This is a genomic window from Catellatospora sp. NPDC049609 (assembly GCF_040675365.1).
Taxonomy (GTDB): domain Bacteria; phylum Actinomycetota; class Actinomycetes; order Mycobacteriales; family Micromonosporaceae; genus Catellatospora.
Genome location: NZ_JBFAOU010000004.1, coordinates 100,705 through 116,302, shown reverse-complemented (window position 1 = coordinate 116,302; position 15,598 = coordinate 100,705). Strand labels below are relative to the sequence as shown.

The window sequence follows — 15,598 nt, the reverse complement described above, 5'->3', positions numbered from 1 at the left end:
AGCGCCGCCGCGGCCGGCTCCGGCATGGTGCGCACCAGCCGCCAGCCGGCGGCGTAGCCCAGCTCGACCAGCCGTTCCTTGTTCATGCCGCCTCCCGGCCGCGTGCCGCCGCGGGCCGGCTCACACCGACTCCCCCGCCGCCTCGTGCTTGCGGACGTGCCACATGCGCTGGCCCACGGTGAAGATGGAGCCGGCCGCGAGCAGCCACAGCGACGCGGGCAGGCCCCAGGACACGCCGAAGCCGGTCAGCAGCGCGCCGACACCGACGATGATGAGCCGCTCGGCGCGCTCGACGAGGCCCACGTGGCAGGACATGCCCAGGCCCTCGGCGCGCGCCTTCACGTAGGAGACGACCTGCCCGGCGACCAGGCAGATGAGGGCCGCGGCCAGGGTCGGCCGGTCGCCGGTGCCCGCGTACCACCAGATGATGCCGGCGAAGATGGCGCCGTCGGCGACGCGGTCCATGGTCGAGTCCAGCAGCGCGCCGTACCTGCTGGCGGTGCCGCGGGCGCGGGCCATCGCCCCGTCCATCACGTCGGTGAGGCCGCACACTAGGATGATCAACACGGCGGCGACGAAGTGGCCGCGCGCCGCGAATCCGAACGCACCGACCAGCACGCCGAGGGTGCCGACCACGGTCACCGCGTTCGGGCTCACACCCGCCCGCAGCAGCGCCCGGCTGAGGGGATCGAGCAGCCGGGCCGTACCGGCCTTGCCCACCACGCTGAGGATCTTCGCCATGATGGCGCTAACGATAGCGGTGGGCCGCATCGGGCCCTTGGGCACGTCGGGGTGCACGGGGCGGAGCCCCGTGGGTGCGGCGACACGCGGACGCCGGTCTTGTGTCCGAACGCCCGATGGGTGTGGGATCGGAAACAATGCAGTAACCGACACGGATACAGGAGGCGGACATGGCGCGCGGCGACAGGGAGAAGGTCTCGCAGGCTCCGGCGCAGGTCGCCGAGAAGCCTGCCGACGTGCGCAACGTCGTGGTGGTAGGGCACGCCGGCAGCGGCAAGACGACGCTGGTCGAGGCGCTGCTCGCGGCCACCGGGACGATCGGCCGGGCGGGCGCGGTCACCGAGGGCACCACGGTCACCGACCACGATCCGGCCGCGGTCAAGCAGCAGCGCTCGGTGGCGCTGGCGTGCGCGCCGCTGACCCACGACGGCGTCAAGGTCAACCTGCTGGACACGCCCGGCTACGCCGACTTCGTGGGCGAGCTGCGGGCCGGCCTGCGCGCCGCCGACGCCGCCCTGTTCGTGGTCAGCGCGTGGGACGGGATGGACGCGGCCACCGCGACCCTGTGGGAGGAGTGCGCCGCGGTCGGCATGCCGCGCGCGGTCGCCATCACCCGGCTGGACCACCCGAGGGCCGACTTCGACGAGGCCCTCGCGCTGTGCCAGCGGGTCTTCGGCGAGGAGATCCAGCCGCTGTACCTGCCCATGCACGGCGACGACGGCCACTCGGTGGAGGGCCTGATCGGCCTGATCTCGCAGCAGGTGTACGACTACTCCGGCGGCTACCCGCCCCAGGTGCGCGAGCCCGACCCGGAGCACCTGCCCGCCATCGAGGAGTCGCGCGGCGAGCTGATCGAGGGGATCATCGCCGAGAGCGAGGACGAGACCCTGATGGACCGCTACCTCGCGGGCGAGGCCATCGACTCCCAGGTGCTCGTCGACGACCTGGAGAAGGCCGTCGCGCGCGGCCACTTCCACCCGGTGGTGCCCGTCTGCGCGGAGACCGGCGTCGGGCTCGACGCGCTGCTGGAGCTGCTCACCCGGGCCTTCCCCACCCCGCTGGAGCACCCGCTGCCCGCGGTCACCGGCGTCGACGGCTCGCCGCGCGACGCGCTGACCTGCGACCCGGACGGCCCGCTGGTGGCCGAGGTGGTCAAGACCACGATCGACCCGTACGTGGGCCGGGTCAGCCTGGTCCGGGTCTTCTCCGGCACGCTGCGCCCGGACACCCCGGTGCACATCAGCGGCCACGGCCTGGCCGAGCGCGGCCACCCCGACCACGACGCCGACGAGCGGGTCACCCACATCTACTCCCCGCTCGGCGCGAACCTGCGCGAGGTCGGCAAGTGCATCGCGGGCGACATCTGCGCGGTCACCAAGTCCACCGCGGCCGAGACCGGCGACACCATCTCCGCCAAGGACAAGCCGCTGCTGGTGGCGCCGTGGACGATGCCCGAGCCGCTGCTGCCGGTGGCGGTGGTGCCCAAGACCCGCTCCGACGAGGACGCGCTCGCCAAGAACCTGGCCAAGCTGGTCGCGGGCGACCCGACGCTGCGCCTGGAACGCAACCCCGAGACGCACCAGCTGGTGCTGTGGTGCATGGGCGAGGCGCACGCCGACGTGGTGCTCGACCGGCTGCGCGCGGGCGGCGTCGAGCTGAGCACCGAGCCCGCCAAGGTGGCGCTGCGCGAGGCGTTCGCGGCCCCGGCCGCGGGGCAGGGCCGCCACGTCAAGCAGTCCGGCGGGCACGGCCAGTACGCCGTCTGCGCGATCCAGCTCGAACCGCTGCCCCGCGGGGCGGGCATCGAGTTCGTCGACAAGATCGTCGGCGGCGCCATCCCGCACAACTACATCCCCAGCGTCGAGAAGGGGGTACGCGCCCAGGCCGAGCGGGGCATCGTGGCCGGCTACCCCGTGGTCGACTTCCGGGTCACCCTGGTCGACGGCAAGGCGCACAGCGTCGACTCCTCCGACGCCGCCTTCCAGACCGCCGGCAGCATGGCGCTCAAGGACGCCGCCGAGAAGGCCCAGATCACCCTGCTCGAACCGGTCGACGAGGTGGTCATCACGGTGCCCGACAGCGCGGTCGGCGCGGTGATGAGCGACCTGTCCGGCCGCCGCGGCCGGGTACTCGGCTCGGAGTCCGATCCCGCCGGCGGCGACCGCACCCAGGTGCGCGCCGAGGTCCCCGCGATCGAGCTGCTGCGCTACCTGGTCGACCTGCGCTCGATGACCGCCGGCGCGGGCACCTTCACCCGCGAGTTCGCCCGCTACGAGCCCATGCCCGGCCACCTCGCCGACCAGGCCCGCAAGGAGCACACCACCTCCCGCTGACCCCCGTCTTGAAATCGACGCTGGCCTATCTGGATAACTTTTTCGAGATCCACTTCATCCAGATAGGCCAACGTCTATGCAAAAGCAGGGCGTCGAGCGCCCGATCTCACCAGACCAGGCAGAACGGGTGGCCGGCCGGGTCGGCGTACACCCGCCAGTTCTCCCCGCCGCCGTCCAGCTTGACCGCGCCGATGGCGAGCACCTTCGGCTCGGCCTCCCCGACGTCGGCGACCTCGACATCCAGGTGCAGCTGCTGCGGGTACGCCGGGTCCGGCCAGCGCGGCGCGCGGTGCTCCGCGATCTCCTGGAAGATCACCGGCAGCCGCCCCTCGGCGGAGATCATGGCGCCGCCCTCGCCCTCCCAGGTCACCGGGAGCCCGAGCAGTTCGCTGTAGAACCGGGCCAGCGGCCCGGCCTGCTCGCAGTCGATCGCGACGTCGGCGATCTCGGCGGCGTCGACCTCGCCCTGGCACAGGCAGAACGGGTGGCCCGCCGGGTCGGCCAGCACGGTGAACGTCTCCGCGCCGCCGGGCAGCCGGGTCGCGCCGAGCCCGACCGCGCGCTCGACCGCCGCGGCCATGTCCGGCACGCGCAGGTCGAGGTGCATCTGCTGCGGGTACGCCGGGTCGGGCCAGCGCGGCGGCACATGGTCGTCGGCCCGCTGGAACCCGAGCCGGGTGCCGTCCGCGGCCTTGAGCGTGATCCACTCGTCGTCGGCGTAGTGCTCGTCCAGCCCGGCCAGCTCGGCGTAGAAACCGGCCAGGCCCTTGATGTCGGGTGCGTCGAGCGCGACGGTGCGCAGTTTGCCAATCATGGCGGCCATCCTTCCGCAGGGGTACGACGTAGTCCCGTACCCGCACGGCGTGCCGGCTACGCCGGCCAGGCCTCGCGCAGCAGGTCCCGGGTGTCGGTGAGCAGCTGCGGCAGGGCCTTGGTGCGGGCGACCACGGGCAGGAAGTTGTTGTCGCCGCCCCACCGCGGCACCACGTGCTGGTGCAGGTGGGCGGCGATGCCCGCGCCCGCGGCGTGGCCCTGGTTGAGCCCGATGTTGAAGCCGTGCGCATTGGACACCTTGCGCACCACCCGCATCGCGGTCTTGGTGAACTCGGCCAGCTCGGCCGTCTCCGCCGCGTCCAGCTCCGGGTAGTCGTCGATGTGCCGGTACGGGCAGATCAGCAGGTGGCCCGGGTTGTACGGGAAACGGTTGAGCACCGCGTACACGGCCTCACCGCGCGCCACGATGAGCCCGTCCGGGTCCTCGACCGGCGCGACGCAGAACGGGCACTCGGTGGACCGGGCGCCGCCGCTGACGTACGCCATGCGCCACGGCGTCCACAGCCGCTCCAGGCCGTCGGGGTCGGGGGCGGTCACGCCGCACCCGCCCGGTGTGCCGGGTCCGTGTCCAGCACGAACCCGGCCTCGTGCACCCGCGTGCTCACGCCGCCTCCCCGCCGCGCCCGCTCACGCCTGCTCCGCCGCGACCGCCTCGGCGACGGCGGCCGACGGGCCGGTGTTGACGCGCGCGCGCACGACGTCGACGACGTGCGCGACGGCCTCGTCGAGGCTGACGCCGTTGCGCTGCGAGCCGTCGCGGTAGCGGAAGGAGACCGTGCCGTCGGCGAGGTCCTGGTCGCCCACGATCGCCATGAACGGGATCTTCTGCTGCTGCGCGGTGCGGATCTTCTTCTGCATGCGCTCGTCGGAGGCGTCGACCTCGGCCCGGATGCCCTGCTTGCGCAGCCGCGCCACGAAGTCGTGCAGGAACGCGGTGTGCCCGGCCTCGTCGTCGGAGCGGATCGGGATGCCCACCACCTGCACCGGTGCCAGCCAGGCCGGGAACGCGCCCGCGTAGTGCTCGGTGAGCACGCCGATGAAGCGCTCGATCGAGCCGAACTTGGCGCAGTGGATCATCACCGGCTGCTGCCGGGTGCCGTCGGCGGCCTGGTACTCCAGCTCGAAGCCGCGGGGCTGGTTGAAGTCGTACTGGATGGTCGACATCTGCCAGGTGCGGCCGATGGCGTCCTTGGCCTGCACGGAGATCTTCGGGCCGTAGAAGGCCGCGCCGCCCGGGTCCGGGACCAGGGTCAGGCCGGTCTCCCGGGCGCACTGCTCCAGCACCGCGGTCGCGGTCGCCCAGTCCTGCTCCGAGCCGACGAACTTCTCCGGCTTGGACTCGTCACGGGTCGACAGCTCCAGGTAGAAGTCGGTGATGCCGAAGTCCTTGAGCAGGCCGAGCACGAAGTCCAGCAGGTGCTTGATCTCGGCGGGCGCCTGCTCCTTCGTGCAGTAGGAGTGCGAGTCGTCCTGGGTGAAGCCGCGCACCCGGGTCAGGCCGTGGATCACGCCCGACTTCTCGAACCGGTACACCGCGCCGAACTCGAACAGCCGGATCGGCAGCTCGCGGTAGGAGCGCCCGCGCGAGCGGTAGATCAGGTTGTGCATCGGGCAGTTCATGGCCTTGAGGTAGTAGTCGCTGCCCTCCATGTCCATGGGCGGGAACATGGTCTCCTTGTAGTACGGCAGGTGCCCCGAGGTGTGGAAGAGACCTTCCTTGGTGATGTGCGGGGTGCCGACGTACTGGAAGCCCTCCTCGATGTGGCGGGCGCGGACGTAGTCCTCCATCTCGCGCTTGATCACGCCACCCTTGGGGTGGAAGACGGCCAGGCCCGAGCCGATCTCGTCGGGGAAGCTGAACAGGTCGAGGTCGGTGCCGAGCTTGCGGTGGTCGCGGCGGGCCGCCTCCTCCAGCAGCTTCAGGTAGTCCTTGAGCTGGTCGCGGGTCGGCCACGCGGTGCCGTAGACCCGCTGCAGCTGCGGGTTCTTCTCCGAGCCGCGCCAGTACGCCGCAGCCGAGCGCATCAGCTTGAACGCGCCGATCAGGCGGGTGCTGGGCAGGTGCGGGCCGCGGCACAGGTCGCCCCAGCAGCGCTCGCCGGTCTTGGCGTCGAAGTTGTCGTAGATGGTCAGCTCGCCGCCGCCGACCTCCATCACGTCGTCGCCGGCGTCGCCCTTGATGTCGACCAGCTCGAGCTTGAACGGCTCGTCCTTCAGCTCGGCCTTGGCCTCGTCGAGCGTCTCGAAGCGGCGGCGCTTGAAGGTCTGCCCCGACTTGACGATCTCCTGCATGCGCTTCTCGATCTTGTCGAGATCGTCCGGGTGGAACGGCGTGGCCACCCCGAAGTCGTAGTAGAAGCCGTTGTCGATCGGCGGGCCGATGCCGAGCTTCGCCTCCGGGAAGATGTCCTGCACCGCCTGGGCCAGCACGTGCGCGGTGGAGTGGCGCAGCACGTTGAGCCCGTCCGGGGAGTCGATGGCGACCGGCTCGACCTCGGTGTCCACCTCGGGAGCCCAGTCCAGGTCGCGCAGGCGGCCCTCGGGGTCGCGCACCACCACGACGGCCTTGGCGCCGTGCACCGGCAGGCCGGCCTCGGCGATCGCGGCGGCGCCCGTCGTCCCGGCCCGGACGACGACGGGGTCGGCCTTGGGCGGGCTGGTCGGTGCGCTCACGATGGTCTCCTCAAGCTCTCTGCAGCGGTTTGTCCGGCTCCGGCCATGCTATCGGTCCGGCTGATCATGCCGGTTACCGGTTCCGGCCGCGCCGGACGCCACCGCCCCCACAACGCCCGTTCCGCCCGGATGCGCCGCGTCTGCGCGATACCGTCGAAAAGTGTCAGCAGACCTCACGCTCGGGGTGCTGTCGCCGTTCCTGGGCGGCTGGTACTACGGGGGCGTGCTGGCGGGGATCGCGCGCGCCGCGGCGGAGGCGGGCGCCGGTGTCATCGCGATCCAGACGCTGGACGCCGGCACCGAGCACATCGAGGTCACCGAGCCCTCCGACCTGACCTACCCGGTGGCGTGGCAGCACGTCGCCGGGTTCGTGGTGGTGCTCAAGGCGGCGACGCACCGCTACCTGTCCGCGATCCAGCAGACCGGGCGGCCGCTGGTGTTCGTCAGCCACCCCATGCCCGAGCTCGGCTGCCCCGTGGTGATGCCGGACAACCGCACCGGCATCACCGAGGCGGTGGACCACCTGGTCGCGCACGGGCACCGCCGCATCGGCTTCGCCGGCCACCTGGGCACCGCCGACGTGCGCGAGCGGCTGGAGGCGTACCGGCGGGCGCTGGCCGTGCACGGCATCGAGGCCGACCCGCACCTGCTCTTCCCGGCGCACACCAACCAGGTCGACGGCGGCGAGCGGGCCGCGCGCCGCATGCTGGACGCCGGCCTGCCCTCCACCGCGGTCATCGCCGCCACCGACGAGAACGCGACGGGCATCATGGACGCGCTGACCGCCGCCGGCCTGCGGCTGCCGCAGGACCAGGCCCTCGTCGGCTTCGACGACCTGCGGTCCAGCTCCTACCTCATCCCCCGGCTCACCACCGTGCGCCAGCCGATGGAGATGATCGGCCGGGCCGCCGCCGAGGCGCTGCTGGGCGCGCTGCGCGGCGAGCCCGCGCCGGAGTCCCCCATCGTCGTGCCGACCTCGCTCATCGTCCGCGAGTCCTGCGGCTGCAGCGGCGACCTGGCCTTCCATGCCGACGTACGCCCGCAGCACCGGCGCCTGGCCGACCTGATCGCCACCGCGGTGTCCCCGGTGCACGGTTCGCTGTCGGCGGACGAGTCGGCCGGCATCGTCCAGGCGGCGGCCGTCGTGGCGCGGGCGGTGGAGGACACTCCGGAGGCGGTCGCGGACCGGCCCTCCTGCGAGCAGGTGCGCCAGGCCCTGGAGCTGCTGCTGCGCCTGTCCGGCGGGCGGCCCGAGGCCCTGTACGAGGTCGCGCAGCTGATCCGCGACTACGGCCGGCCCGCCAACGGGGTCCTGCTCATGCTCATGGAGATGCGGGGCCGGACCCTGTTCCAGGACAGCGTCCGGCTGCGCGAGACGCTGACCGCGCAGTACGAGGTCGGCATGGAGCTGCTGCGGGGGCATCAGGAGCCGGCCCGGCTGGGCTGGATGCGCCGCACCTGGGTGAAGGCGGGCTGCTTCGGCCTGTGGAGCGGGGGCAGGCCGCCGTCGCTGTCGGACGCCACCCTGGAGACGGCCGGGCTGTTCCTGCCCGGTGACGACGCCCCGGGCCTGCTGCCGTCCCTGCCGGTGAGCGAGTTCCCGCCGGCGGTGCTGCGGGAGCAGGCCGACCCGGCCGCGAACCGCATCGTGTTCGTGGTGCCGGTCAAGAGCGGCGCCAGCGACTGGGGCTACCTGGCGGTGGCGGACACGGTGTCGTCGGTCGGGGCGACCGGCCGGGAGCCGTTCAACCAGTGGGCCGCGCTGCTGGCGGTGGCGCTGGACCGGCAGGCCCTGCTGAAGGAGTCGCTGCGGCAGAAGGAGCAGCTGCGCATCGCGGCCCTCTACGACGAGCTGACCGGGCTGCCCAACCGGGCGCTGTTCCTGGACCGGCTGCGCCAGGCGATCCGCCAGTCGCGGCGGCGCACCGGCCGCCCCTTCGGCGTGCTGTTCCTGGACCTCGACGGGTTCAAGGTGGTCAACGACAGCCTGGGCCACTCGGCGGGCGACCGGCTGCTCAAGCAGGTGGCCAAGCGGATCCGGTCCACCCTGCGCGAGGCCGACACGGTCGCCCGGTACGGCGGCGACGAGTTCCTGGTGCTGCTGGACGACATCACCGCGCCGCACACCCCGGCGCAGGTCGCCGAGCGGCTGCACGGCGTGCTCGGGCAGCCCTTCCACCTGCACGGGCAGGACGTGGTGGTGACCGCGAGCATCGGCATCACGCTGTCCAGCCGGCGCTACAGCAACGCCGAGGACCTGCTGCGCGACGCCGACATCGCGATGTACTCGGCGAAGTCGCTGCACAAGGGGCGGCACGCGGTGTTCGACGTGGCCATGCACGCCAAGGCGGTGACCCGGCTGCAGGTCGAGACCGAGCTGCGCCAGGCCCTCGACAACGGCGAGTTCGAGGTGCACTACCAGCCGATCGTGGTGCTGCGCTCGGGTCAGACGAAGGGCTTCGAGGCGCTGGTGCGCTGGCGGCACCCGCTGCGCGGGCTGCTGCCGCCCGCCGAGTTCCTGCCGATCGCCGAGGAGACGGGGCTGATCGTCCCGATCGGCCGGTGGATCGTGAACGAGTGCTGCCGCCGCCTGCGGACCTGGTACGCCGCGGGCGCGCCGTCCGGGCTGAGCATCGCGGTCAACATCTCCAACCGGCAGTTCTGGGGCGGCAACATCATCGACGACATCGCCGACGCGCTGGACCGGCACCGCCCGCCCGCCGGCAGCCTCGCCATCGAGATCACCGAGGGCGTGGTGATGGAGAACATCGGCCCCGCCCGCGACATCCTGAAGACGCTGCACGAGCTGGGCTGCCAGCTGCACATCGACGACTTCGGCACCGGGTACTCGTCGCTGGAGGCGCTGCACCGGCTGCCCATCGACGCGCTGAAGATCGACCGGTCCTTCGTCTGGCAGATGGACACCGACCGGCGCAGCGGCGAGCTGGTCCGCACCATCGTGCTGATGGGACGCAACCTCGGCCTGGACCTCATCGCCGAGGGCATCGAGACCGAGCAGCAGCGCGCGTACCTGCTCCGCCTCGGCTGCGGCTACGGCCAGGGGTTCCTGTTCTCCCGGCCGGTGGCCGCCGACGCGGCGTACGCCATGCTCGGCGAGCCCGCTTAGACTGCCGATCATGTGGCTGCTCCTGACGACCCTGGCCGTGCTCGCCGCGCTCGCCGCCGCGTGGTGGCTGCTGCGCGCCCGCGGCACCCGCCCCACGGCCGGCGGACCCGCCGGCAAGCGCCCGCCGGCCCGGCCCGGCCCGCGCGCGCCCAAGGCGACCAAGGCGCCGAAGTCCGGGCCGCAGCCCGGGGAGATCTGGTGGGCGGACGTGCCCTACGAGGACGGCACCGGCTCGAAGGTGCGCCCGTGCGTGGTGCTGCGCTTCCGGCGCGGGGCGTACGAGGTGCTGAAGATCACCAGCCAGGACCAGCGCCACCGCCACGACCACATCGAGATCCCCACCACCGCCTGGGACGCCGACGCCGACCACAACAGCTTCCTCGACCTGAGCGACCCGATCACGATCTCGACCCCGGCCTTCGCCAACCGCGCCGGCACCCTCGACACCGTCGTCTGGAGCAAGGTCCGCAGCCTGCATCAGGTGTGACGCGGGGCGCCGCGATGAGGTGATCGCCGTTTCGGGTCCGCACCCGCAGCCTGACCACAGGTTCGCAGCCGACAACTTCTGGGTTGTCGAGGCAACCCAGAAGTTGTCGACTCCCGCAGATCTCCTACCGCGCGGACGGCACGGCGGGTCAGGCGGTCGCGGCGTGCGCGTCGATCTCGGCGAGCAGCGCGGACTTCACCTGCTCGCTCGCGAACGAGTGGCGTACGCCCTGGCGGGCCAGCTCGGCCACCCCGGCCGCGTCCAGGTCCAGCAGCCGCGCGGCCACCTCGTACTCGTTGTTGAGCGTGGTGCCGAACATGGGCGGGTCGTCGGAGTTGACGCTCACCGGCACGCCCGCCGCCACCAGCCGGGCCAGCGGGTGCTCGGACAGGTCCGCGACGGCCCGGGTGCGCAGGTTCGACGTCGGGCACACCTCCAGCGGGATGGCGTGCTCGGCCAGGTGGTCCAGCAGCGCGGGGTCCTGCGCCGCGAAGATGCCGTGGCCGATGCGCTCGGCGCCGAGCTCGTGGATCGCGTCCCAGACCGTCTGCGCGCCGGTGGTCTCGCCCGCGTGCGGCACGCTGCGCAGCCCCGCCGCGCGGGCGGCGTCGAAGTACGGCTTGAACTGCGGCCGCGGCACGCCGATCTCGGGCCCGCCGAGGCCGAAGCTGATCAGGCCGTCCGGGCGCTGGTCCAGTGCGATGCGCAGGGTCTGCTCCGCCGAGGCCAGCCCGGCCTCGCCCGGGATGTCGAAGCACCAGCGCAGCACCAGGCCGAACTCCTTCTCCGCCTCGCGCCGCGCGTCCTCGATCGCCTCGCAGAACGCCTCCGCCGGGATGCCCCGGGCCACGCTGGAGTACGGCGTGACGGTCAGCTCCGCGTAGCGCACCTGCTGCGCGGCAAGGTCGTGGGCCACGCCGTAGGTCAGCGTGCGCACGTCCTCGGCGTCGCGGATCAGGTCGACGACGCTCAGGTACACCTCGACGAAGTGCGCGAAGTCGGTGAAGGTGAAGTACTCGGCCAGCAGGTCGGGGTCGGCGGGCACCGGGCTGCGGCCCTCGTGCCGGGCGGCGAGCTCGGCCACGGTCCGGGGGGAGGCGGAGCCGACGTGGTGCACGTGCAGCTCGGCCTTGGGCAGCCCTGCGATGAAGGCCGCAAGATCGTCACTAGCCATGACGGCACCCTACCTCCGCGTACATGATCATGCGCCTCCGGTCACCACCCTCCGCCCGCCCTTGATCGTCCGACTTGCCTGGCAGATGGGCGTATCTTGGCCGCGCTTTCGCCCAGTTGCCTGGCAAGTCGGGCGATCAAGGGCGACGCGCGGGCCGCAGGGCCGACGTCCGGCGTCGGGATGGGTCGGGTCAGCGGTCGGAGGGGAGACGGTGGCCGACGGCGAAGACGCGGCGGAACGGGAAGTCGACCACGCCGCGGTGGGCCGGGTAGTCCTCGGCCAGCCGCGGCTCCAGCTCATCGCGGAACGCGTCCCAGTCGGTCTCGGCCAGCAGCGCCCGGACCGGCCGCAGCGCGGTGCCGGACAGCCACGTCAGCACCGGGTGCCGGCCCTCGGTCACCGGAAGCTGGTGCAGGTAGGTCGTCTCCCACACGTCGGCGGCGCAGCCCGCGTCACGCAGCAGCCGGGCGTACTCCGCCGGCTCCGGCACGCCGCGCACCTGCTCGCCGACCGCGCCGAGGCGCTGCGCCCAGCGTGGCGAGAGACACAGCTCGCGCAGCGCCCGGTGGGCGGGCGCGTCGTGGTTGCCGGGCACCTGCAGGCCGAGCCAGCCGTCCGCGGGCAGCTCCCGGGCCCACGTCGCGACCAGCTCCTCCTGCCCGGGCACCCACTGCAGCACCGCGTTGGTGACGATGACGTCGGTCTGCGGTCCGGGCCGCCAGTCGCGTACGTCACCCACCGCGTAGCGCACCGGGCCGGCCGCGCCCTGGTCGGCGACGGCCCGTTCGATCATCTCGGCCGAGGAGTCGATGCCGCGCACCTCGGCCTCCGGCCAGCGGCCGGCCAGCGAGGCGGTGAGGTTGCCGGGTCCGCAGCCCAGGTCCACCACCTGCCGCGGCCGCTGCGCGTGCACCCGGTCCAGCAGGTCGTGGAAGGGGCGGCCGCGCTCGTCGGCGAAGCGCAGGTAGGTGTCGGGGTTCCACATGGCGGCCTCCACTGCAAACCGTACGTACGTCTTGGTTTGACGATAGCGCGGTCCCGTCGGACGCCACAAGCTCTGGACAGCACAGAGCCCCGCATACAGGGCAGGATGCGGGGCTCGATGCGCTCCGGCGCGCCGTGCGGCAGCGCGGAACGACAAACGGGCCGGTCGAAACCGGCCCGTCGGTGTCTAGGAGATCAGAGCGGGCGAACCGCGTCGGCCTGCGGCCCCTTGGCACCCTGGACGATCTCGAACTCCACGCGCTGGTTCTCCTCGAGGCTGCGGAAGCCGCTGGCCTGGATCGCGGAGAAGTGCACGAAGACGTCAGCGCCACCACCGTCGACGGAGATGAAGCCGAAGCCCTTGTCGGCGTTGAACCACTTGACGGTTCCCTGAGCCATTTTCACCATTCCTTGCGCAAAACGAACCGCGCCGCACACCTCGTGCGGGGGTTTGGCCACTGAGTAGCGGCACCAGCGGTCCTCTCAGGGAGGGCAACGCGAGCAAACCACTTACACAAAAACCAGCGACCAGTGTAGCCCACAAAGATCGCGCCGTGGGGGGCGGGATGATCGTCACATCGGATTCCGAGGTGGTTTCCGAATCGTTACGAACCTTACTGTTGTCAGCGCTGGACAGGTCGAGATCGAAAGCGCTTGCATAACTTGCGTCACCTTGCGGTAGTCCGTACCTGAGGCTGCGCTCCGACACAGTTACGAGGAGGAAACTCCATGGCATCCAACAGACAGCGGCGTCTGCTCGCGCTCTCCGGCGCGGTGGTGCTCGCGCTGACCGTCGCCGCGTGCGGCGGCGATTCCGGCAACAAGTCCGAGGGCAAGCTGGACACTCCGGAGTGCTCCGCGTTCGCGGACTACACGGACATCGCCGGCGAGACGGTCACCATCTACTCCCCCATCCGCGACGCCGAGGCCGGCCTGCTCGAGCAGGCGTGGGCGAAGTTCGCCGACTGCACCGGCGTGAAGATCGAGTACGAGGGCAGCGGCGAGTTCGAAGCGCAGCTGAAGGTCCGCGTCGAGGGCGGCGACGCCCCTGACCTCGCCTTCATCCCGCAGCCGGGTCTGCTGGAGTTCTTCGCCAAGGGCGGCAAGCTCAAGGCGGCCGGCGAGAAGACCAAGGCCATGGCCACGCAGAACTACTCGCCCGACTGGCTCAAGTACGGCACCGTCAACGGCACGCTGTACGGCGCCCCGCTCGGCGCGAACGTGAAGTCGTTCGTGTGGTACTCGCCCTCCCTGTTCAAGGAGAAGGGCTGGACCGTCCCGACCAGCTGGGACGAGATGATCAAGCTGAGCGACACCATGGTGGCCGCGGGCATCAAGCCGTGGTGCGCGGGCATCGGCTCGCAGGACGCGACCGGCTGGCCGGCCACGGACTGGATCGAGGACGTCCTGCTCCGCGAGCAGGGCCCCGACGTGTACGACGCGTGGGTCTCGCACAGCCTCCCGTTCAACGACCCGAAGATCATTTCGGCGACCGACCGGGTGGGCTCGATCCTCAAGAACGAGAAGTACGTCAACGGCGGCATCGGCGGCGTGAAGTCCATCGCGACCACCACCTTCCAGGAGGGCGGCCTGCCGGTCGTCCAGAAGAAGTGCGGCATGCACCGCCAGGCGTCCTTCTACGCCAACCAGTGGCCCAAGGGCACCAAGGTGGCCGAGGACGGCGACGCGTTCGCCTTCTACCTGCCGGCGATCGACCCGGCCAAGGGCAAGCCGGTGCTGGGCGGCGGCGAGTTCGTCGGCGCGTTCACCGACACCCCGGCCACCCAGGCGGTGCAGACCTACCTGGCCAGCGCCGACTTCGCCAACAGCCGCGCCAAGCTGAACAACTGGATCTCCGCCAACAAGGGCCTGGACGTGGCGAACGTGTCCAACCCGATCGACAAGGTGGCGGTCGGCATCCTGCAGGACACCGGCGCGGTGTTCCGCTTCGACGGCTCGGACCTCATGCCGGCCGCCGTGGGCGCGAACTCCTTCTGGAAGGGCATGACGGACTGGATCAACGGCAAGGACACCAAGGCGACCCTCGACTTCATCGAGGGCACCTGGCCGAAGTGACCCGGTAGTCGATCCACCTGCGCCGTGCGGGTCCCGATCCGGGGCCCGCACGGCGTAGTCTTCGTCCCGACCGGCCCCCCGAGGGAGACTGCGTGAACTTCGACTTCACCGCCGAAGCCCCGAAGTTGATGATGCTGCTGTACGGCGTCGTCGCCTTCGCGGCCGTGGTGGGCTTGTTGCTGCTGGTGCTCGACGTGCTGCCGAGCCGCAAGGACCGCTGGGTGGCGCTCGGGCTGCTGGCGCCGGCCGGCCTGCTGCTGCTGGTCGGCCTGGTCGTCCCCGCGATCCGCACCCTGATCCTGGCGTTCATGAACGCCGACTCCTCCGAGTTCGTCGGCCTGGACAACTTCGTCTGGATGTTCACCGACAAGAACTCCGGCATGCTCCCCGACTTCGGCGCGGATCCCGTCTCGTACGGCGTGCTGCTCAGCACCTTCCTCTGGGTGCTGCTGGTGCCCACGGTCTCCACCGCGGTCGGCCTGGTCTACGCGGTGCTGGTGGACCGGGCGAGGTTCGAGTCGTTCGCCAAGTCCTTGATCTTCATGCCGATGGCGATCTCGTTCGTCGGCGCCGGCATCATCTGGAAGTTCGTCTACGACTACCGGCAGGAGGGCACCGAGCAGATCGGCCTGCTGAACCAGCTGGTGGTCGCGCTCGGCGGGACGCCGCAGCAGTGGCTGCTGGACGGCCCGTGGAACACCCTGTTCCTGATCGCGGTGATGGTGTGGATCCAGGCCGGTTTCGCCATGGTGGTGCTGTCCGCCGCGATCAAGGCCATCCCGGCCGACATCGTCGAGGCGGCCCGGATCGACGGCGTGACGCCCTGGCAGATGTTCTGGCGGGTCACCATCCCCAGCATCCGGCCCGCGCTGGTCGTCGTGCTGGTGACGATCTCGATCGGCACCCTGAAGATCTTCGACATCGTGCGGACCATGACCGGCGGCCAGTTCGGCACCAGCGTCATCGCCAACGAGATGTACACCTACTCGTTCCGCGCGGACGAGAAGGGCAAGGGCGCCGCGCTCGCGGTGCTGCTGTTCGCGCTGGTCGTACCCATCGTGATCTACCAGGTCCGGGTAGTGCGCCGCCGCCGGCTGGAGGCCCGATGAGCGCGCTTCGCGAGCGAATCCGACAGGCAGCTCATCGCACCGACGAGCGCAGCGAGGAGA

General features: G+C 71.4%; 12 protein-coding genes. 5 read left to right on the top strand and 7 right to left on the bottom strand.

The window, feature by feature from the left end; all coding sequences use genetic code 11:
- Positions 1-120: 120 nt before the first annotated feature.
- Complete coding sequence (gene pgsA / locus AB0J67_RS02270) at positions 121-741, bottom strand: phosphatidylinositol phosphate synthase (protein ID WP_363475342.1); 621 nt, start codon at positions 739-741, stop codon at positions 121-123.
- 170 nt (positions 742-911) lie between these two features.
- On the opposite strand from pgsA, the gene AB0J67_RS02265 reads away from it, so the two are divergent.
- A complete protein-coding gene (locus AB0J67_RS02265; RefSeq protein WP_363475340.1) occupies positions 912-3,074 on the top strand; it encodes an elongation factor G-like protein EF-G2 in 2,163 nt (720 codons plus the stop codon).
- Positions 3,075-3,180: 106 nt separating this feature from the next.
- On the opposite strand, the gene AB0J67_RS02260 is transcribed toward AB0J67_RS02265, so the two are convergent.
- The 3 genes from AB0J67_RS02260 to thrS form a co-directional block, all read right to left on the bottom strand.
- Positions 3,181-3,888 carry a VOC family protein gene (locus AB0J67_RS02260; protein ID WP_363475338.1) on the bottom strand — a complete coding sequence of 236 codons (708 nt, stop codon included), beginning with the start codon at positions 3,886-3,888 and terminating at the stop codon, positions 3,181-3,183.
- A gap of 56 nt (positions 3,889-3,944) precedes the next feature.
- Positions 3,945-4,394 carry an HIT domain-containing protein gene (locus AB0J67_RS02255; protein WP_363475348.1) on the bottom strand — a complete coding sequence of 150 codons (450 nt, stop codon included), beginning with the start codon at positions 4,392-4,394 and terminating at the stop codon, positions 3,945-3,947.
- A gap of 141 nt (positions 4,395-4,535) precedes the next feature.
- Positions 4,536-6,581 (bottom strand): threonine--tRNA ligase, encoded by a 2,046-nt coding sequence (thrS, locus tag AB0J67_RS02250; RefSeq protein ID WP_363475337.1) that lies wholly within the window; start codon positions 6,579-6,581, stop codon positions 4,536-4,538.
- A gap of 160 nt (positions 6,582-6,741) precedes the next feature.
- On the opposite strand from thrS, the gene AB0J67_RS02245 reads away from it, so the two are divergent.
- Together AB0J67_RS02245 and AB0J67_RS02240 are read left to right on the top strand one after the other, a co-directional pair.
- Complete coding sequence (locus tag AB0J67_RS02245) at positions 6,742-9,708, top strand: EAL domain-containing protein (protein WP_363475336.1); 2,967 nt, start codon at positions 6,742-6,744, stop codon at positions 9,706-9,708.
- 10 nt (positions 9,709-9,718) lie between these two features.
- Positions 9,719-10,195, top strand: coding sequence for a type II toxin-antitoxin system PemK/MazF family toxin (locus AB0J67_RS02240; RefSeq protein ID WP_363475334.1), 477 nt, complete (start codon positions 9,719-9,721; stop codon positions 10,193-10,195).
- A 148-nt stretch (positions 10,196-10,343) separates the two neighbouring features.
- On the opposite strand, the gene AB0J67_RS02235 is transcribed toward AB0J67_RS02240, so the two are convergent.
- The 3 genes from AB0J67_RS02235 to AB0J67_RS02225 form a co-directional block, all read right to left on the bottom strand.
- Positions 10,344-11,369, bottom strand: a complete 1,026-nt coding sequence (locus AB0J67_RS02235) for an adenosine deaminase (RefSeq protein ID WP_363475333.1) — start codon at positions 11,367-11,369, stop codon at positions 10,344-10,346.
- A gap of 190 nt (positions 11,370-11,559) precedes the next feature.
- A complete protein-coding gene (locus AB0J67_RS02230; protein WP_363475331.1) occupies positions 11,560-12,354 on the bottom strand; it encodes a trans-aconitate 2-methyltransferase in 795 nt (264 codons plus the stop codon).
- 194 nt (positions 12,355-12,548) lie between these two features.
- Positions 12,549-12,752: a cold-shock protein gene (locus AB0J67_RS02225; RefSeq protein WP_120320032.1), complete on the bottom strand. Its 204-nt coding sequence runs from the start codon at positions 12,750-12,752 to the stop codon at positions 12,549-12,551.
- A 330-nt stretch (positions 12,753-13,082) separates the two neighbouring features.
- Here AB0J67_RS02225 and AB0J67_RS02220 point away from each other — a divergent pair, with 330 nt between their 5' ends.
- Positions 13,083-14,429 carry an ABC transporter substrate-binding protein gene (locus AB0J67_RS02220; protein ID WP_363475329.1) on the top strand — a complete coding sequence of 449 codons (1,347 nt, stop codon included), beginning with the start codon at positions 13,083-13,085 and terminating at the stop codon, positions 14,427-14,429.
- 92 nt (positions 14,430-14,521) lie between these two features.
- The gene (locus tag AB0J67_RS02215; protein ID WP_363475328.1) at positions 14,522-15,538 is read left to right on the top strand and encodes a sugar ABC transporter permease; all 1,017 of its coding nucleotides are present in this window, start codon (positions 14,522-14,524) and stop codon (positions 15,536-15,538) included.
- Positions 15,539-15,598: the final 60 nt, after the last annotated feature.

Bases quoted from the DNA above. Each gene is read 5' to 3' on its own strand.
- pgsA (WP_363475342.1), bottom strand. From the start codon at position 741: ATGGCGAAGATCCTCAGCGTGGTGGGCAAGGCCGGTACGGCCCGGCTG.
- AB0J67_RS02265 (WP_363475340.1), top strand. From the start codon at position 912: ATGGCGCGCGGCGACAGGGAGAAGGTCTCGCAGGCTCCGGCGCAGGTC.
- AB0J67_RS02260 (WP_363475338.1), bottom strand. From the start codon at position 3,888: ATGATTGGCAAACTGCGCACCGTCGCGCTCGACGCACCCGACATCAAG.
- AB0J67_RS02255 (WP_363475348.1), bottom strand. From the start codon at position 4,394: ATGGCGTACGTCAGCGGCGGCGCCCGGTCCACCGAGTGCCCGTTCTGC.
- AB0J67_RS02240 (WP_363475334.1), top strand. From the start codon at position 9,719: ATGTGGCTGCTCCTGACGACCCTGGCCGTGCTCGCCGCGCTCGCCGCC.
- AB0J67_RS02235 (WP_363475333.1), bottom strand. From the start codon at position 11,369: ATGGCTAGTGACGATCTTGCGGCCTTCATCGCAGGGCTGCCCAAGGCC.
- AB0J67_RS02230 (WP_363475331.1), bottom strand. From the start codon at position 12,354: ATGTGGAACCCCGACACCTACCTGCGCTTCGCCGACGAGCGCGGCCGC.
- AB0J67_RS02225 (WP_120320032.1), bottom strand. From the start codon at position 12,752: ATGGCTCAGGGAACCGTCAAGTGGTTCAACGCCGACAAGGGCTTCGGC.
- AB0J67_RS02220 (WP_363475329.1), top strand. From the start codon at position 13,083: ATGGCATCCAACAGACAGCGGCGTCTGCTCGCGCTCTCCGGCGCGGTG.